Origin of the sequence: Curtobacterium sp. MCPF17_046 (genome assembly GCF_003224295.1) — a bacterium.
In the GTDB taxonomy this organism is placed as follows: Bacteria; Actinomycetota; Actinomycetes; order Actinomycetales; family Microbacteriaceae; genus Curtobacterium.
The window spans coordinates 126828-142854 of sequence record NZ_QKLB01000001.1 but is presented as its reverse complement, the minus strand read 5'-3'; the positions used below and the strand labels follow the sequence as shown (position 1 = coordinate 142854).

13 protein-coding genes and 2 tRNA genes are annotated in these 16027 nt (G+C 71.0%); 1 reads left to right on the top strand and 14 read right to left on the bottom strand.

Going from position 1 to position 16027, the window contains the following annotated elements:
- Window positions 1–551 precede the first annotated feature (551 nt).
- From DEJ32_RS00635 to DEJ32_RS00615, 5 genes are all read right to left on the bottom strand, one after another.
- Window positions 552–1085: a DUF3145 domain-containing protein gene (locus DEJ32_RS00635; RefSeq protein WP_110899982.1), complete on the bottom strand. Its 534-nt coding sequence runs from the start codon at window positions 1083–1085 to the stop codon at window positions 552–554.
- A gap of 131 nt (window positions 1086–1216) precedes the next feature.
- Window positions 1217–2287, bottom strand: a complete 1071-nt coding sequence (locus DEJ32_RS00630; protein ID WP_258365971.1) for an AI-2E family transporter — start codon at window positions 2285–2287, stop codon at window positions 1217–1219.
- A 64-nt stretch (window positions 2288–2351) separates the two neighbouring features.
- Window positions 2352–2426, bottom strand: a tRNA-Ile gene (locus tag DEJ32_RS00625).
- Window positions 2417–3649, bottom strand: coding sequence for a glycosyltransferase (locus DEJ32_RS00620; protein ID WP_258368851.1), 1233 nt, complete (start codon window positions 3647–3649; stop codon window positions 2417–2419). The genes DEJ32_RS00625 and DEJ32_RS00620 overlap by 10 nt, the downstream gene beginning before the upstream one ends.
- A gap of 170 nt (window positions 3650–3819) precedes the next feature.
- Window positions 3820–4734 carry a multidrug DMT transporter permease gene (locus tag DEJ32_RS00615; RefSeq protein ID WP_181419591.1) on the bottom strand — a complete coding sequence of 305 codons (915 nt, stop codon included), beginning with the start codon at window positions 4732–4734 and terminating at the stop codon, window positions 3820–3822.
- Between the two features lie 39 nt (window positions 4735–4773).
- Between DEJ32_RS00615 and def the strand changes: the two genes are divergently transcribed.
- Window positions 4774–5349, top strand: coding sequence for a peptide deformylase (gene def / locus DEJ32_RS00610; protein ID WP_110825337.1), 576 nt, complete (start codon window positions 4774–4776; stop codon window positions 5347–5349).
- A gap of 36 nt (window positions 5350–5385) precedes the next feature.
- On the opposite strand, the gene DEJ32_RS00605 is transcribed toward def, so the two are convergent.
- The 9 genes from DEJ32_RS00605 to dnaG all read right to left on the bottom strand — a co-directional run bounded on the left by DEJ32_RS00605 (window position 5386) and on the right by dnaG (window position 16023).
- Entirely contained in the window at window positions 5386–5898 is a 513-nt protein-coding gene (locus DEJ32_RS00605; protein ID WP_110899981.1) for a hypothetical protein, read from the bottom strand.
- A gap of 179 nt (window positions 5899–6077) precedes the next feature.
- Window positions 6078–6150, bottom strand: a tRNA-Asn gene (locus tag DEJ32_RS00600).
- A gap of 128 nt (window positions 6151–6278) precedes the next feature.
- Window positions 6279–7286 (bottom strand): D-isomer specific 2-hydroxyacid dehydrogenase family protein, encoded by a 1008-nt coding sequence (locus tag DEJ32_RS00595; protein ID WP_110899980.1) that lies wholly within the window; start codon window positions 7284–7286, stop codon window positions 6279–6281.
- Window positions 7283–8158 (bottom strand): ATP-binding cassette domain-containing protein, encoded by an 876-nt coding sequence (locus DEJ32_RS00590; protein WP_110825334.1) that lies wholly within the window; start codon window positions 8156–8158, stop codon window positions 7283–7285. Before DEJ32_RS00590 ends, DEJ32_RS00595 begins: the two co-directional genes overlap by 4 nt.
- Window positions 8159–8296: 138 nt before the next feature.
- Complete coding sequence (locus DEJ32_RS00585; RefSeq protein ID WP_375342303.1) at window positions 8297–10003, bottom strand: ABC transporter ATP-binding protein; 1707 nt, start codon at window positions 10001–10003, stop codon at window positions 8297–8299.
- Entirely contained in the window at window positions 10000–10998 is a 999-nt protein-coding gene (locus tag DEJ32_RS00580) for an ABC transporter permease (RefSeq protein ID WP_110825333.1), read from the bottom strand. Before DEJ32_RS00580 ends, DEJ32_RS00585 begins: the two co-directional genes overlap by 4 nt.
- 2 nt (window positions 10999–11000) lie before the next feature.
- Window positions 11001–12095: an ABC transporter permease gene (locus DEJ32_RS00575; RefSeq protein WP_110825332.1), complete on the bottom strand. Its 1095-nt coding sequence runs from the start codon at window positions 12093–12095 to the stop codon at window positions 11001–11003.
- Between the two features lie 70 nt (window positions 12096–12165).
- On the bottom strand, window positions 12166–13785 hold the full coding sequence (locus DEJ32_RS00570; protein WP_110899979.1) for an ABC transporter substrate-binding protein: 1620 nt from the start codon (window positions 13783–13785) through the stop codon (window positions 12166–12168).
- 303 nt (window positions 13786–14088) lie between these two features.
- Window positions 14089–16023, bottom strand: a complete 1935-nt coding sequence (gene dnaG, locus DEJ32_RS00565; RefSeq protein WP_110899978.1) for a DNA primase — start codon at window positions 16021–16023, stop codon at window positions 14089–14091.
- Between the last annotated feature and the right edge of the window lie 4 nt (window positions 16024–16027).

Genomic DNA, 16027 nt, shown 5'->3' with positions numbered 1-16027 from the left:
GTCGTCCTGCGTGCGCCGCCGGTCAACGCGCTCCCGGGCCCCCTCCGCGGTGGCACGACGTGCCGCTCACGTCCGCCCAGGTCCCACGATGTGCGGCTCTCGACGCGCGAGGTCCGCGCATGTCGGAACCTGGACGTCTGCACCCGGGCGCGCCGGGCCTCCCGGCTGCCCGAGGTCGCCCGCGGTCGCACGACGTGCCGCTCACGTCCGCCCAGGTCCCACGATGTGCGGCTCTCGACGCGCGAAGTCCGCGGATCCCGGAACCTGGACGTCTGCGCCCGGGCGCGCCGGGCCTCCCGGCTGCCCGTCGGCCCCCCGCTGCCCGAGGTCGCCCGAGGGCGCCCGCGGTCGCCCGCGGTCGCCCGCGGTCGCACGACGTGCCGCTCACGTCCGTCGTGGTTCCACGATGTGCCGCTCTCGGCGCGCGAGATGGGCGGATTCCGGAACCTCGGCGCAGGGGCCCGCGCGCGTCGGACCCCTGCCCCACGACGCAGACGACGGCGCCGCCTCGGCAGAGGCGACGCCGTCGATCGGAGGAAGCAGGCCCGGGACTACCCCACGCGGTGGAGCCAGACGACCGGGTTGCCCTCGGCCGCGTGCCGGAAAGGCTCGAGCTCGTCGTCCCATGCCTGACCGAGCGCGAGTCGCAGTTCGCGGTGCAGGTCGAGGGCGTTGCTGCCGGCGACCTCCATGGCGTAGCGGACCCGGTCCTCGGGGACGACCATGTTCCCGGTGACGTCGGTCTGGGCGTAGAAGACGCCGAGGTCCGGCGTGTGCATCCACCGGCCGCCGTCGGAATGCGCCGTGGCGTCCTCGGTGACCTCGAACCGCAGGTGCTCCCAACCGCGCAGGGCGGAGGCGATCGCCGCGCCGGACCCGACGGGGCCGGACCAGGTGAACTCGGTGCGACGTGAGCCGTCGAGCGCGGGCTGGTCGAGCCACGAGAAGTTCACGGCGCGGTCCATCGCGCGACCTGCCGCCCATTCGACGTGCGGGCAGAGCGCGCGTGGTGAGGAGTGCACGTAGAGCACTCCTGACGTTGTCCCAGTCACGATTCCTCCGATCGTCAGGTGCGACTTCCCCATCGACCTGGACTGCGGAGGACCCGTTCGGGACCATCGGTATGCGATTGTGATGTCCCGCAGGACACGCTCATCATGCCAGCTGCCGACCGGGAACGGCAAGCACCCGGACGAAGACCGTGGAGCCGGATCCCCTACGCCAGTTCCTGACGCGGGTAGATGACCTTCTGCACGATGATGATCACCGACGCTGCTGCCGGCACGGCCACGAGCGCGCCGAGCACCCCGCCCACCGTCGCTCCGGCGACCGCGGCGATGACCACGAGGGCCCCGGGGACCTGCACGGCCCGCGACATGATGCGCGGCGAGATGATGTACGCCTCGACCTGCATGTACACGAGGTAGTAGATCGCCGCAGCCAGTGCCGTCGCCGGCGAGGCGAACAGGCAGAGCAACGAGATGAGCACCGCGGCGCCGATCGTGCCGACGAGCGGGATGAGCGACCCGAGGAACGCGAACGTCGCCAGCAGCACGGGCAGGGGCGCTCCGATGATGAGCAACCAGATGATGCTCAGCACACCGTTGATGCCGGCCTGGGTGATCTGGCCGACGACGTAGCGGCCCACCGACGACGTGACCTCCTCGCTCACCGCGACGAAGTTCTCCCGACGGGACGCCGGCACGAACCGGTACGCCATCGTCTTGAGGCCGCGCATCGACGCCAGGAAGTACAGCATCAGGATGATGACGATGAGGGCACCGGTCAGGCCGGAGAGGATGCCACTGCCGACGGCGAGGATGCCGCCGCCGAGGGAAAGCAGGTTGCCCGGGTTCTCGACGAACTTCTGCGCGGACTCCAGTGCGTGGTCGACGTCGAACGACCCCTCGAACTGTCGCGAGAGGTCCTGCACCCAGCCCTGTCGCGAGATGTCGTCCACGATCTCGGGGAAGTTCTGGACGAGGTTCGTGGCCTGTTCCACCAGCAGCGGCACGATCGCGAAGACGACCCCGACGAACGCGCCGAGCACCGCGACGACGACGACGAGGATCGCCGACCACCGCGGGATGTACCGCTCGAGCAGGGTCACGAGCGGGTCGAGGCCGAGCGCGATGAACAGCGCGACGCCGATGTAGACGAGGACGGTGCTCAGCTCGTGGATGAGCGTGCCGGCCAACAGTGCGACGAGCACCCCGATCGCACCCATGAACCCGATGCGGAAGGCGTTGACGCGCACACCGGTGCCGGCCCGGCTCACCTCGAACATCACGTTCGGGGTGGGCGCGTGACTCGTGTCTTCGGGAGGGCGCTTCTTGGACGGCAGGTGCACGTAGGGCGGGCGGGACTTGAACCCGCGAATCGTTCGGTTATGAGCCGACTGCCTTGACCAGCTTGGCTACCGCCCCTCGGGGCCAGCGGCCACCGGCTCCCCACGATACAGCGCCTCGAACGTGGAGAGGGTGCGGTTGATGTCGTGTGCCTCGATCATCGTCAGGCTGCGTGCGCGCATGCGGGCGTACTCGTCGTCGGGTGCGGTGAGCACCGAGGCGAGCTTCGCGGCGAGGTCGTGCTCGTCGCCCGGCGCGAACAGGGCGCCGTTGCCGTCGATGAGGTGCGGGAGCGCCATCGCGTCGGCCGCGACGACGGGCAGCCCGGAGGCCATCGCCTCGAGCGAGGAGATGCTCTGCAGCTCGGCCGTCGACGGCATCACGAACACGGTGCCCTCGGTCAGGGTGCGGAGCTTGACCTCGTCGGGGACGAACCCGAGGAAGCGCACCCGGTCCTCGACACCGAGCTCCTGCGCGAGCGCGGTGAGCTTCGGGATCATGTCGCCGTCGCCGACGATCGTGAAGTGGGCGTCGAGCGCGGCGGGCAGGAGCGGCAGCGCACGGATGACGACGTCGAGGTTCTTCTCGGGCGCGACCCGGCCGACGAACACGATGTCGTTGCCGGCGGGCCGTCCGGTCGCCGGCGTGTACCGGGTGGCGTCGATCCCGCACGAGATGGCGAGCACCGGCTGCCCGGCGATCGCGTCGCGCAGGTAGTCGGCGGCGAGCTCGGTGGGCGTCGTGATCGCCTCGGCGAGCCGGTAGGTCTTCGCCGCGTCCCGCCAGGCGATCTTGAGCGCGATGGGCGTCGTCCGCTTGCCGAAGGGCGTGTACTCGAGCAGGTTCTCGGGCATGAAGTGGTTCGTGCCGATGATCCGGATGCCCCGGTCGTGTGCCTCGCGGGCGACGCCGCGGCCGACCACGATGTGGGACTGGATGTGCACGACGTCGGGCTGCAGTGCGTCGATGACCGGGGCCGTGTGCTTGCGGACCGTCCACGGCCACGCGAACCGGTACCAGGCGTGTGCCGGCCAGCGGTACGAGGCCAGCCGGTGGACGGTCAGCGTGACGCCGCGGTACTCCTCGTCGAAGGAGCCGTGGTGCGTCCGGTTCCAGGACGGGGCGATGACGTGCACCTCGTGCCCGCGCTGCGCGAGCCCGACCGCGAGTTCCTCGGTGAAGGTCGCCGCACCGTTCACGTCGGGCGCGAAGGTGTCGGCGGCGATGAGCACCCGCAGCGGCCGTCGCCCCCCGGTGGCGGCCGTGGTGTCGGTCGTCTCGGTCCTGGCGTCTGCTGGCACGGCGGGGGTCGTCCTCTCGTCGCGGTCACCGGCGCGCGTCCTGACGGACGGCCGGTCTGGTCGGTTCGGAACGCTACCGCACCCCTCTGGCCGCCCGCCTCCGCCGCGCGGCTGACCCGGGTCATCCCCCGGGGTCGTGCCGGACGGGAGGCACGCCTCCCGTCCGCCCGCTAGCGGCGGGTGTCGGGATGGTGCTTCGCGAGCAGGAACACGCCCGTGATCGCGATCGCCCCGGCGACGAGGAAGCCGATGCCGGCGCCGACCGGCGCCCCGGCGGCCTCGTCGAGGACGATCACGCCGATGCCGACGGCGACGATCGGGTCGACGACCGTGAGGCCGGCGATGACCAGGTCGGCCGACCCGCTGGAGTACGCGTTCTGCACGAAGTACGCCCCGACGGCCGAGGCGACGACGACCCCCACGATCGCGAACACCGTCACCCAGTCGAACGTGCCGTTCACGATGCGGTTCAGCGTGACCTTGGCGAGCGTCGCGACGAAGCCGTACAGGACCCCGGCGCCGATGATGTAGTACAGCGCGTTCCGCCGCTTGGCCACGAGCCGGAACGACACCACGACGAGCCCCAGCACGACCGCCAGGACCACGAGGACGGTGATGAGCTGCCCGCGCCCGATCGGGCTCTCCCGGCCGTACAGCGCGGCGATGAGCACGAACAGGCCGACGCCGCCGATGCACGTCCACACCGCCCGACGTGCCCGGGTGCCGAGCGGGACGCCGCTGCTGCGGGACGAGAACCACGTCGTCACCACCAGGGCGACCGCACCGAGGGGCTGGACGACGATGAGCGGCGCGTAGGTGATGCTGACGAGCTGCAGCACGATGGCGGCACCGAGCATGAGCGTGCCGAGCACCCAGTTGCCGCTGCCGAGCAGGGCCAGGACGTGTCGGACGGACAGGCCCTTCGACTGCTGCCCCAGCCGGGCCTCGACGCGCTGGACGCCGCGGCTCTGGAACTGCGCACCGAGCGACAGGAACACCGCACCGACCAGTGCCACGGGGATCATCAGGGCCTGGAACGGGGTCAGGTTCTGCACCACGTCGGGGATCGGCAGGTCCGGTGTCACGGGTCGAGGCTATCCGACCCGCGCGGATACCCTGGGAGCATGCCCGTCCTGCCGATCCGGATCACCGGTGACCCCGTCCTGCACACCCCCGCGACCGAGGTGACCGTCTTCGACGACGCCCTCCGCGCACTCGTGGCCGACATGGTCGAGACGATGGACCTCGCTCCCGGTGTCGGCCTCGCCGGTCCTCAGGTCGGTGTCGGCAAGCGGCTGTTCGTCTACTCGTGGACGGACGACGACGGCGTGCTGTGGCGCGGTGTCGCGGTCAACCCGGTGCTGTGGACGACTCCCCCGCTGCCGGAGTCGGTGGAGGAGCTCGACGAGGACGAGGAGTCCGAGGGGTGCCTGTCGATCCCCGGGGAGCGCTTCCCGCTGCGCCGGTCGGAGGGCGCCCTCCTCCGCGCGGTCGACGAGTACGGCGAACCCTTCGAGATCGAGGCGCACGGGTGGCTCGCTCGGGTGTTCCAACACGAGTACGACCACCTGGACGGCCTGCTGTACGCGGACCGGCTGGTGCACCCGTACGCGAAGCAGGCGCAGAAGGCCGTGCGGAAGAACAGCTGGGGCGGTCCGGGGAAGTCGTGGCTGCCGGGTCGGGACCACCCCGAGGGCTGAACGCTCCACCGGCACACCGCGTCCGGCAGCCGGGCGTCAGCCCCGGTACGTGTCCAGGGCGTCCCGGAGCCGGTCGATCTCGGGGTGCCCCGGGCAGTAGCGCTCGAGCCCGGCCGCCAGGTGCGCCTGCGACCGGCTCGTCACGGCACCCGTCCACGGCGCCGTCCCGCTGACGGCGCACGCTGCCGCGAGCTGTTCGAGCGTCGCGTCGCCCTCCGTGGCGGCCAGGGCGGACCGCTGCTGCTCCGACGGCTCGGTGCCCGTGATCGGTGCCGCCGTGCACGAGGTCCTGCCGTCCTCCCAGACGGCCGCGGCGGTCGTGTAGGTCTCGGTCTCCGGTCCGTCGCCGACGGCGCAGGTGAAGGCGAACACGATCGGTGCCGACCCGCTCGGGCCCGACGCCCCGGTGCTCGCGGACGACGTCGGTTCCTCCGCCACCGCGCGGTCCGTGATGTCATCGGCCGAGGAGCACCCGGTGAGCGCCGCCACGGCGAGCCCGAGCGCCAGCACGGCGACGGTGGTCGCGGAGCGGCGGGGACGACGGGGCACCTGTGGACGTTAACAGCATCGGGCGGACGATCGGCTGAGGATGCGCACCACGGCGCCCGGGAACGGCAGGCCCGCGCCGTGCGGCACACGGGTCGCGCCGGAACGGGCGAGTCGCGCAAGGACGGGCGAGCCGGGCCGGAACGCAAGAGGCCCCCACCCCGGAGGGTGAGGGCCTGTCGCTCCCCGAGTTGGACTCGAACCAACAACCTGCCGGTTAACAGCCGGCTGCTCTGCCAATTGAGCTATCGAGGATCACTGTGTCCTCCGCCGGAGAGCGGTTGAACAGCGGGTAACAGCATAGCAGCAAACGTCCAGCGTCCCGCGCATCGGTCGCGCATCCCGGGCGTGCCGCACGGGAAGCCCTGGTCAGGGGCGGATCGTCAGTACCCCGCGGCCGGGTCGACCACGCCGATGAAGCCGGTGCCGTCGGCGCGGAGGAACGCCGCCACGTTGGTGCCGACCCGCTCCGCCAGCAGCGGCGCGACCATGTCCGGGGTGTCCGCCTGGTGCGGCGTGACGAGGGCGCCCGGCTCGCTCCACAGCGGGTGCCCGTCGGGCAGCGGCTCCGGGTCGGTGACGTCGAGTCCGGCGGCGGCGATGCTCCCGGACCGCAGGGCGTCCACGAGTGCGTCGGTGTCGACCAGCCCGCCACGGGCGATGTTCACCAGTCGGGCGTGGTCGGGCATGAGCGCGAACTGGTGCGCGCCGAGCAGGCCGGACGTCCCCGCCGTCATCGCGGCGGCGACCACGACGACGTCGGCGTCCGGCAGCACGTCGTCGAGCTGGTCGGTCGTGACGGTGCGGTCGGCGCCGGGGACGTCGTCGGCGGAACGGCGGACGACGGTGACCCGGACGTCGAAGGGCGCGACGAGGCGCAGGTACTCGAGCGCGATCCCGCCGGCGCCGATGAGGACGACGTGCCGGCCGTAGAGCGACAGGCCCTCCGGTTCGCGGCCCCAGGTCGTCGTGCGGGCGCGCTTCTGCAGCACCCGCAGGGTCGCGAGCGTCAACGCGAGGGCGTGCTCGGCGACCGGCTCGGCGTAGGCGCCCTTGGCCGAGGTGAAGAGCACGCGGTCGCCGTGCTCCGCGATGAGGTGGGCGAACGCGTCCACGCCGGCGAACGGCAGCTGCACCCACGTCACCCCCGGGGCGGTCGTCAGCGCCTGCTGCAGGCCGTCGGGGTCACTCGCGTCGAGCCAGACGATGCCCCGCGTGTCACTGCCGAGGTCGGCGAGCGTCCCGCCCGCCTGCCGCACGGCGTCCTCGTGCAGATCGGTGGGCGTCGGCAGGATCGTCACGGCACCCGGGGTGGGCGGCCCGACCGGCAGGGGACGCCCGCCGTCGGTGACGACCGCCCGGTGTCCGCGGTGCTGGTGCTGCTCGCTCATGCTTGTCGTACCCCTCCTCGGCCGGCCGCGACCGGCTTGCGCTTCACCGGGCGCGACGCCGTCGCGGCGAGCGTCCGGACGTACGGGTCGAGCGGGTTGTCGAGCACCTCGTCGAAGGTCCCGAGCCCGACGAGCCGGCCCTCGTTCATGACGGCCACCCGGTCCGCGAGTGCCCGGGCCTCGCGCAGGTCGCTCGACACCACGATCGCCGAGAACGCGCGCTTCCGCTGCAGGCCGACCAGGGCCTCGAGCACGGACTGGCGGACGAGGACGTCGACACCGCGCGCGGGTTCGTCGGCGACGAGCAGCTGCGGTTCGAGCACGAGCGCACGGGCCAGGGCCACGCGCTGCCGCTGGCCGCTGGAGAGCTCCCACGTGTTCAACCGCAGGACCCCGAGCGGCAGGTGCACGGCGTCGACGAGCCGCGCCACGATGAGCCCGGCCTCCTTCCGGTCGAACCGGCGGTCGCGCGCGTAGATCGGTTCGGCGATGGCCTCGCCGACGAGCAGGTCGGGGCGGAGGCGGTCCGCGCCGTCCTGCGGCAGGTAGCCGATCTGTCCGGTCAGCCGTGCGTGGCGTCGCGAGGACGGCCGGATCCGGCGCATCCGCTCGCCGAGGACGGTGAGCTCCCCGCCGATGACCCGACGCCGGTGCGCACCCTCGCCCTCGCCGTTCGTGCCGAGCTGACCCGCGACCGCCGCCGCGAAGGTCGACTTGCCGGAACCGGACGCACCGAGGACCGCGAGCACCTCACCCCAGCCGAGTGACAGGCTCACGCCGTCGACGGCCCGGATCGGGCTGGTGACCGCACCGCCCCGGTACTCGATGCTGACGTCGTCCGCGACGACGGCCGGCCCGTTCTCCCCGGTCATGCAACCCCTTCTCGTGCCGCGCGCACCCTGCTGCGGCACCGTGTCGGGAGGCCCGGCCGCCCCGCCGACGCGACGTGCGTCGCGGACGGGGGCCGGGCCTCCAGGCTGGTCGTGCTGCCGTCGGTCCTGACCGAGCGGTCAGGCTCCGGCCTGCTCCAGTCGCTCCAGCGTACGCCGTCGCTCGGCCTGCTCCTCCGGGTCCGGCACCGGCAGCGAGGCCAGCAGCCGCTGCGTGTAGGGGTGCTGCGGCGCGCCGAGGACCTGCGCGGTGGTGCCGGTCTCGACCAGGTCGCCGCGGTACAGCACCGCGATCCGGTCGGACAGCGCGCCGACGACGGCGAGGTCGTGGCTGATGAACAGCGACGCGAAGCCGAAGTCCTGCTGCAACTCGAGGAACAGTTCCAGCACGCGGGCCTGCACCGACACGTCGAGCGCACTGGTGGGCTCGTCGGCGATGAGCAGCTTCGGCCGGAGCGCGAGCGACCGGGCGAGCGACGCACGCTGCCGCTGTCCGCCGGAGAGCTCGTGCGGGTACCGGTCGCCGTACGCCGCGGGCAGCTGCACGGCCTCCATGAGCTCGTCGACCTGCTTGCGGGCCGCGCGCGGCGACGAGGCCACTCCGTGCACGACGAGCGGCTCGGCGACGGCCTCGGCTATCGTCAGCAGCGGGTTGAAGGACGTCGCCGGGTCCTGGAAGACGAACCCGATGTCCTTCCGCAGCCGCTTGAAGTCGCGCTCCTTGTACCCGAGCATCTCGGTCCCGAGCACCTCGAGCGAGCCGCCGGTGATCTTCGTCAGACCGGCGATCGCGCGGCCGATGGTGGTCTTGCCCGATCCGGACTCCCCCACCAGACCGAGCACCTCGCCGGGACGGATCGACAGGTCGACGCCCTTGACAGCACGGAACGGCGCGGCGCCGAGCCGGCCCGGGTAGACGATCTCCAGGCCCTTCGCGGACACGACGGGCTCCACGTCCTCGGTGATCGCCGCACGCCGGGCGACGCCGGTCGACGCCTCGAGCCGGGGCACCGCGGCGAGCAGGCGCTTCGTGTAGTCGGCCTGGGGCGCCGCGAATAGCTGGTGCACCGGCGCCTCCTCGACGATCTCGCCCTGGTACATGACGGCGACCCGGTCGGCCAGGTCGGCCACGACGCCCATGTTGTGCGTGATGACGACGATCGCCGCACCGAACTCGTCACGGCACCGGCGGAGCAGGTCGAGGATCTCGGCCTGCACGGTGACGTCGAGCGCGGTGGTCGGCTCGTCGGCGATGATGACGCTCGGCTCGAGGGCCAGCGCGCTCGCGATGACGACGCGCTGCTTCTGTCCGCCGGAGAACTGGTGCGGGTAGTGGTCGACGCGGGTCTCCGGGTCGGGGATGCCGACGCGGCCGAGGTAGTCGATCGCCTTGGCGCGCGCCTCCTTCTTCGACACCCCGCCGTGCGCCCGGAGGCCCTCGGCGATCTGCCAGCCGACCGTGAAGACCGGGTTGAGGGCCGTGGAGGGCTCCTGGAACACCATCGCGCCGGCCGTGCCCCGCAGGTCGCGGAGCTTCTGCGCGCCCACCGACACGACGTCGGTGCCGTCGAGCAGCACCGCGCCGCCGAGCGTCGCGGTCTCCGGCATGAGCCGGAGCATGCTCCGCGCCGTCACGGACTTGCCGGAGCCCGACTCGCCGACCAGGGCGAGCACCTCACCCGGGCGGACGTCGAGGCTGACGCCCTTCACCGCGTCGACGGCGCCGCCGTCGGTCGCGAAGGTGACGGTCAGGTCGTCGACGACGACCACCGGGTCGGCTGCCGTCCGGCCGGTGTCGGACCGGAGGCCCGAGGGGACGTCGCTCACGAGCCCGCTCCTTCCGTCGTGGCCGCCGCGCGACGCGTGGAGACCAGCTGCTTCAGCCGACGACGCGCACGGAGACGCGGGTCGGAGATGTCGTTGAGGCTCTCACCGATGAACGTGACACCGAGGACGAGCAGCACGATGGCGACACCCGGGAAGACGCCCGTCCACCAGACGCCGCTGGCGACGTCGGACAGTGCACGGCTGAGGTCGTAGCCCCACTCCGCACCCTGCGTCGGTCCGATGCCGAACCCGAGGAAGCCGAGACCGGCCAGGGTCAGCACGGCGTCGCTCGCGTTCAGGGTGAGGATGAGCGGCAGCGACCGGGTGGAGTTCCGGAGCACGTGCCGGGTCATGATGCGCCACGGGTTCGTGCCGATCACGCGCGCCGACTCGACGAACGCGTCGTTCTTCAGACGGACGGCCTCGGCACGCACCACGCGGAAGTACTGCGGGATGTAGACGACCGTGATCGAGATCGCCGCGGCGATGATGCCGCCCCAGTAGGTCGACCGGCCGCCGGAGACGACGATCGAGACGACGATCGCGAGCAGCAGCGACGGGAACGCGTAGATCGCGTCCGCCACGACCACGAGGATCCGATCGAGCCAGCCACCGATGTAACCGGAGACCATGCCGAGCAGGACGCCGATGGTGATCGAGACGATCACGGCGACGATGACGACGAGCACCGCGGTGCGCGTGCCGAAGAGGACGCGGCTGAAGACGTCGAGCCCGCCGACGGTCGTGCCCCAGATGTGCTCGGCACTCGGCGCCGCCGTGCGCGGGAAGTTCACGCCGTCCGCGCCCTGCTGCTGGCCGAAGCCGTACGGGGCGATGAGCGGGGCGAAGAGCGCGACGAGCAGGAACAGCGCGCAGATGACGACGCCGACGATGAGCATGGCGCGCTGCCATCCGGTGCTCCGACGGAGTTGGACGACGACGGGGAGCCGCTTCCACAGCGGCTCGTGGCGGTCGACGAGGGTGATGTCGGACATCGTCAGAACCTCACTCTCGGGTCGATGAGCGCCGCGATGACGTCGACGACGAAGTTCGTGACGGCGACGATCACCGCCAGCATCGCGACGATGCCCTGCACGGCGACGAAGTCACGGGCGGACAGGTACTGGTTGAGCTCGAAGCCCAGGCCCCGCCAACCGAAGGTCGTCTCGGTGAGCACCGAGCCGCCGAGCAGCATGGCGATCTGCAGGCCCATCACGGTGATGATCGGCACGAGTGCTGGTCGGAACGCGTGCGTCCGGACCAGGCGGGACTCCCGGACACCGCGCGATCGGGCCGCGTCGACGTACTCGGACCCGAGCGACCCGATCATGTTCGCGCGCACCAGGCGCAGGAAGATCCCCGCGGTGAGCAGGCCGAGGGTCAGCGCCGGCAGGACGGCGTGCTGCAGCACGTCGCTGATGATCTGACCGTTGCCCGTCCGCAGGGCGTCGATGATGTAGATGCCGGTCGGGTTCTCGATCCGGTCGAGGATGAGCTGCGCGCGGGTCGACGCGCGGTCGCCGAGGGGCAGCCAGCCGAGCCACACGGAGAACACGAGCTTGAGCAGCAGGCCGCCGAAGAACACCGGCGTCGCGTAGGTCAGGATCGCGAGCGCGCGGAGGAGCACGTCGGGCCACTTGTCGCGCAGGTAGGCGGCGAGCATGCCGAGCGGGATGCCGAGCACGAGGGCGACGATGAGCGCGTAGAAGACGAGCTCGGCGGTCGCGCCGCCGTACTGCAGGATGATCTCGGTGACCGGCCGGTTGTCGGTCGACGTCGTGCCGAAGTCGCCGCGCACGATCTGGCCGAGGTACTCGAGGTACTGGACGATCACCGGTCGGTCGTAGCCGGCGGCGTGCAGGCGTTCCTGCAGCTGGGTCGGCGTGAGGCGACCACCGACGGAGGCGGTGATCGGGTTCCCGACGACGCGCATCAGGAAGAAGACGAGCGTCACCAGGATGAAGACCGTCGGGAAGATCAGGAGGAAGCGGACGAGGACGTACCGACCGAGTCCGCCGCCGCCACTGGCACGTCGCTGTGCCTGTGGCTTCGTCGGCTCCGTGTCGATCGCCTCGGGGTTCGTGAGGGTCACGGGGTGGGTGCCTTTCGCATGACGCGACCGGGGGTGCCCCTCGTGGGAGCACCCCCGGTCGTCCGTCTGGTTACTTGGTGATGGTCCCGTAGCGGAACTTGAACGACGCGTCGAGCGTGACGCCCTTGACGTCCTTGCCGGCCACGGCGACCGACTTGCCCTGCAGGAGCGGGAGGGTCGAGATCTGCTCGGCCTCACGCTGCTGGGCCTTCTCGATGACCGCGGCGCGCTTGTCCGCGTCCGACTCCTCCTGCTCGTCGGCGATCAGACCCTGGATGGTCGGGTCGTCGTAGTGGTTCTGCACGAAGTTGTCCTTCGTGAAGAACGGCGACAGGTAGTTGTCGGCGTCGGAGAAGTCCGGGAACCACCCGAGCTGGTACAGCGGGTAGGCGTCCTTCGTGCGCTCGACCGCGTAGGTCGTGTAGACCGTCGACTGGATGTTGACGGTGAACAGCCCCGAGTCCTCGAGCTGCGTCTTGAGCGTCGCGTACTCGTCGTCCGAAGCCGAGCCGTAGTGGTCCGGCGAGTACTGGATGTCGAGCTCGACCTTGCCCGTGACACCCGCGTCGGCGAGGGTCTTCTTCGCCTTGTCGACGTCCGGGGCGCCGTTGCCGTCACCGTAGAGCGACTTGAACGGCGTCGCGGCGCCCGTCAGTCCGTCCGGCACCATCGAGTAGACCGGCGTGTAGGTGTCGTTGTAGACCTCCTTCGCGAGCTCGTCACGGTCGACGACGTCCGCCACGGCCTGGCGCACGGCGAGGGCCTTCGCCTCGTCCGCACCGTCCTGGTCGGTCCCGAACGGCTGGGTCGCGAAGTTGAAGACCACGTAGCGGATCTCACCGCCGGGGCCGTCGATGACCTGCAGCGCGTCGTCCTTGCGGAGCGACGAGATGTCGGTCGGCGTCAGGGAGCGGTACGCCACGTCGACGTCACCCTGCTGGACGGCGAGCTTGAGGTCGGTCTCCTTGGTGAAGTACTGCGCGGTGACGTCCTTGGTCTTCGCCTTGTCGAGGACACCGTCGTACTTCGGGTTCGCCTTGTAGGCGATGAGGTCGTTCTCCTTGTAGGAGGTGATCGTGTACTGGCCGGCGAAGGCCTTGCCCTTGACGATGTCCTCGGCGCTGGTGAGCTCGGTCGCCGAGAAGACGTCCTCGTCGACGATCGGACCGGCGGGGCTCGAGAGCACCTGGGGCCAGGTCTGGTCGGCGTGGTCGAGGTGGAACACGACCGTGGTGTCGTCCGGGGTCTCTATGCTCTTGAGGTTCGCGAGCAGCGACCACGGGCCGTTGTCGTTCTTGATCTTCAGGTCACGCTCGAACGAGAACTTGACGTCGCTCGAGGTGAGGTCGTTGCCGTTCGCGAACTGGAGGCCCTTCTTCAGGGTCACCTCGTACGTGGTCGGGTCGGTGAACTCGGCCTTCGTGGCGATGTCCGGCTCGACGTCCGGGCTGCCCGTCGGGGTGTTCATGAGGAACGGGAAGACCTGGTTCTGCACGGCGAACGAGCCGTTGTCGTACGAGCCGGCCGGGTCGAGCGACGTGATCTTGTCGGTCGTGCCGATGATCAGGCCGTCCAGGTCGCCGGTGCCGCCGCTGGTGCCGCCTGCGCAGCCGGTGAGCACGAGCGCGGTCACTGCCGCGCCGGCGCCCAGCGCGAGGGTGCGCTTGCCCCATGTGGGAACGGATGCCATGTCCGATTGCCTCTCTGGTGTGGTTGCAGGAGTCCTGGGACCGAGGTGGAACGGGCTGTGACCGGTCGCAGGGACGTTCAATGGTCACACCCTGCCAGACAACGGAGCGCTCCGGGAACGGATTGTTTACACCGCTGTAACGCACGATCGCAGCTTCGGGGGCAACATCGGAGTCGGTGTGCCCGGCGCGGCGCGCATCTTCGTTGCGCTCGGGACGCCTTGTTGCGTCCGGCAATTCCGCAGTACTCCGCGGGAGTCAGGACCTGGCGACGGACCGCGACGACCGGTCGGGAGTGCCCGGCCTCAGGCTCCGGGGGTGTCCGCGCGGAGGCGCATCCGCTGGGCGTCGAGGTCGACGAGTTGCCGCTGCACATCCGCCCGACGCTCCTGGTCGGACGGGTCGGTGCGCTGCAGCTGTCCGAGCAGCGACGCCTTGCGGGCGAGCAGGTCGCGCTCGACCAGGGCCACCACGATGCCGCGGCAGTAGATCGCCAGGTCCTCGTCGGAGCGCGCCGGGATCGGCGCCAGGGCGAGTTCCTGCACGAGCGAGCGGAACGGCGCTGGCACGTCCGCGAGCAGCTTGTCGAGCCAGGACCGGTCCCCCACGGCATCGATGTTGGCGACGACGGCGTCGCGGACGACCGAGAGCATCCGTGCCGAGAACGTGGCGGACGCCGCCAGGCCGAGCAGCGGCACACCGACGGACTGCGGCTGCTGCACCATCGCCATCACCGCGTCGCGCTCCATCCGCGCGATCGGGTCGTCCGGCAGGGACCGGAGGCTCGCCTGCGGCTCCTCGGGCACGCTCGGTCCGTCGCCGTGACCGGGGTGGCCGTTCCCCGAGCCGGTGTGACCGGCGCCGGACGGGCCTGGCGACCGGGTCTCCGCGCCGCTGTCGGCCGGGCGTCGCCGCGCCGCAGAGACGGCGCGACGGACGTCGTCGATGTCCATGCCGAGCCAGCCGGCGGTGTTCCGGATGTACCCGTCGGCCAGCGCGCGGTCACGGATCTCGGAGATGACCGGCGCCGACTCACGGAGTCCCGCGACGCGCCCCTCCACCGTGTCGAGGTCGTGGCCGTCCAACCGACGGCGGATCATGAACTCGAACATCGGTCGACGGTTCTCGACGAGCCGGCGGACGGCGTCGTCGCCGCGGGCCAGGCGCAGGTCGCAGGGGTCGAGCCCGCCCGGCGCGACCGCGACGTAGGTCTGCGACGCGAACCGCTGCTCCTCGGTGAAGGCACGGGAGGCGGCGCGCTGCCCGGCCTCGTCGGGGTCGAAGGTGAAGACGATCTGCCCGAGTTGGGAGACGTGCTGTGCGGCGGAGTCGCCGAGCATCGGTCGGAGGACCTTGATGTGGTCGACCCCGAACGACGTCCCGCACGTGGCCACCGCGGTCGTGATCCCGGCGAGGTGGCACGCCATGACGTCCGTGTAGCCCTCGACGATGACGACCTGCTTGCCCTTCGCGATCTCCTTGCGGGCGAGGTCGATCCCGTAGAGCACCTGGCTCTTGTGGTAGATCGGCGTCTCCGGCGTGTTGAGGTACTTCGGCCCCTTGTCGTCCTCGAGCAGCCGTCGTGCGCCGAAGCCGATGGTGGCCCCGGTGACGTCCCGGATCGGCCACATCAGGCGTCCGCGGAACCGGTCGTACGGGGACCGGTCACCCTGGCTGGCCAGTCCGGCGGCGACGATCTCGTCGATGCTGAACCGGAGGCCGCGCAGGTGGTCCTTGAGCGCGTCGAACGACTTCGGTGCGAAGCCGACGCCGAAGTGCTGCGCCGCCGCCGGGTCGAAGCCGCGCTCGCCCAGGAACCGGCGGGCCGGCTCGGCCGCGGCCGTCGTGAGCTGCGCGGTGAAGAACGCCTGCGCGGCCTCGTTCGCCGCGATGAGCCGGGCGCGCGCGTTGTAGTCGGTCCGCGGCCCGTCGCCCTCCTCGTAGTGGAGTGTGAAACCGATCTTGGCGGCCATCCGCTCGACGGCTTCCTGGAACGTCGTGTGGTCCTGCGACATCAGGAAGCTGAAGACGTCGCCGTCCTCACCGCACCCGAAGCAGTGGTAGCGACCGACCTGGGGGCGGACGTGGAACGAGGGTGTCCGCTCGTCGTGGAAGGGGCAGAGGCCCTTCAGCGACCCGACGCCCGCCGACTTCAGCGTGACGTAGTCGCCCACGACGTCGGCGATGTCCACGCGCGCGCGGACCTCGTCGATGTCGTTCCGCGCGATCAGGCCTGCCACCCGA

What these genes read in the sequence shown, in the direction of transcription:
- DEJ32_RS00635 (WP_110899982.1), bottom strand. Translation starts at nt 1,085, where the DNA reads ATGGGGAAGTCGCACCTGACGATCGGAGGAATCGTGACTGGGACAACG.
- DEJ32_RS00630 (WP_258365971.1), bottom strand. Translation starts at nt 2,287, where the DNA reads ATGTTCGAGGTGAGCCGGGCCGGCACCGGTGTGCGCGTCAACGCCTTC.
- def (WP_110825337.1), top strand. Translation starts at nt 4,774, where the DNA reads ATGCCCGTCCTGCCGATCCGGATCACCGGTGACCCCGTCCTGCACACC.
- DEJ32_RS00595 (WP_110899980.1), bottom strand. Translation starts at nt 7,286, where the DNA reads ATGAGCGAGCAGCACCAGCACCGCGGACACCGGGCGGTCGTCACCGAC.
- DEJ32_RS00590 (WP_110825334.1), bottom strand. Translation starts at nt 8,158, where the DNA reads ATGACCGGGGAGAACGGGCCGGCCGTCGTCGCGGACGACGTCAGCATC.
- DEJ32_RS00580 (WP_110825333.1), bottom strand. Translation starts at nt 10,998, where the DNA reads ATGTCCGACATCACCCTCGTCGACCGCCACGAGCCGCTGTGGAAGCGG.
- DEJ32_RS00570 (WP_110899979.1), bottom strand. Translation starts at nt 13,785, where the DNA reads ATGGCATCCGTTCCCACATGGGGCAAGCGCACCCTCGCGCTGGGCGCC.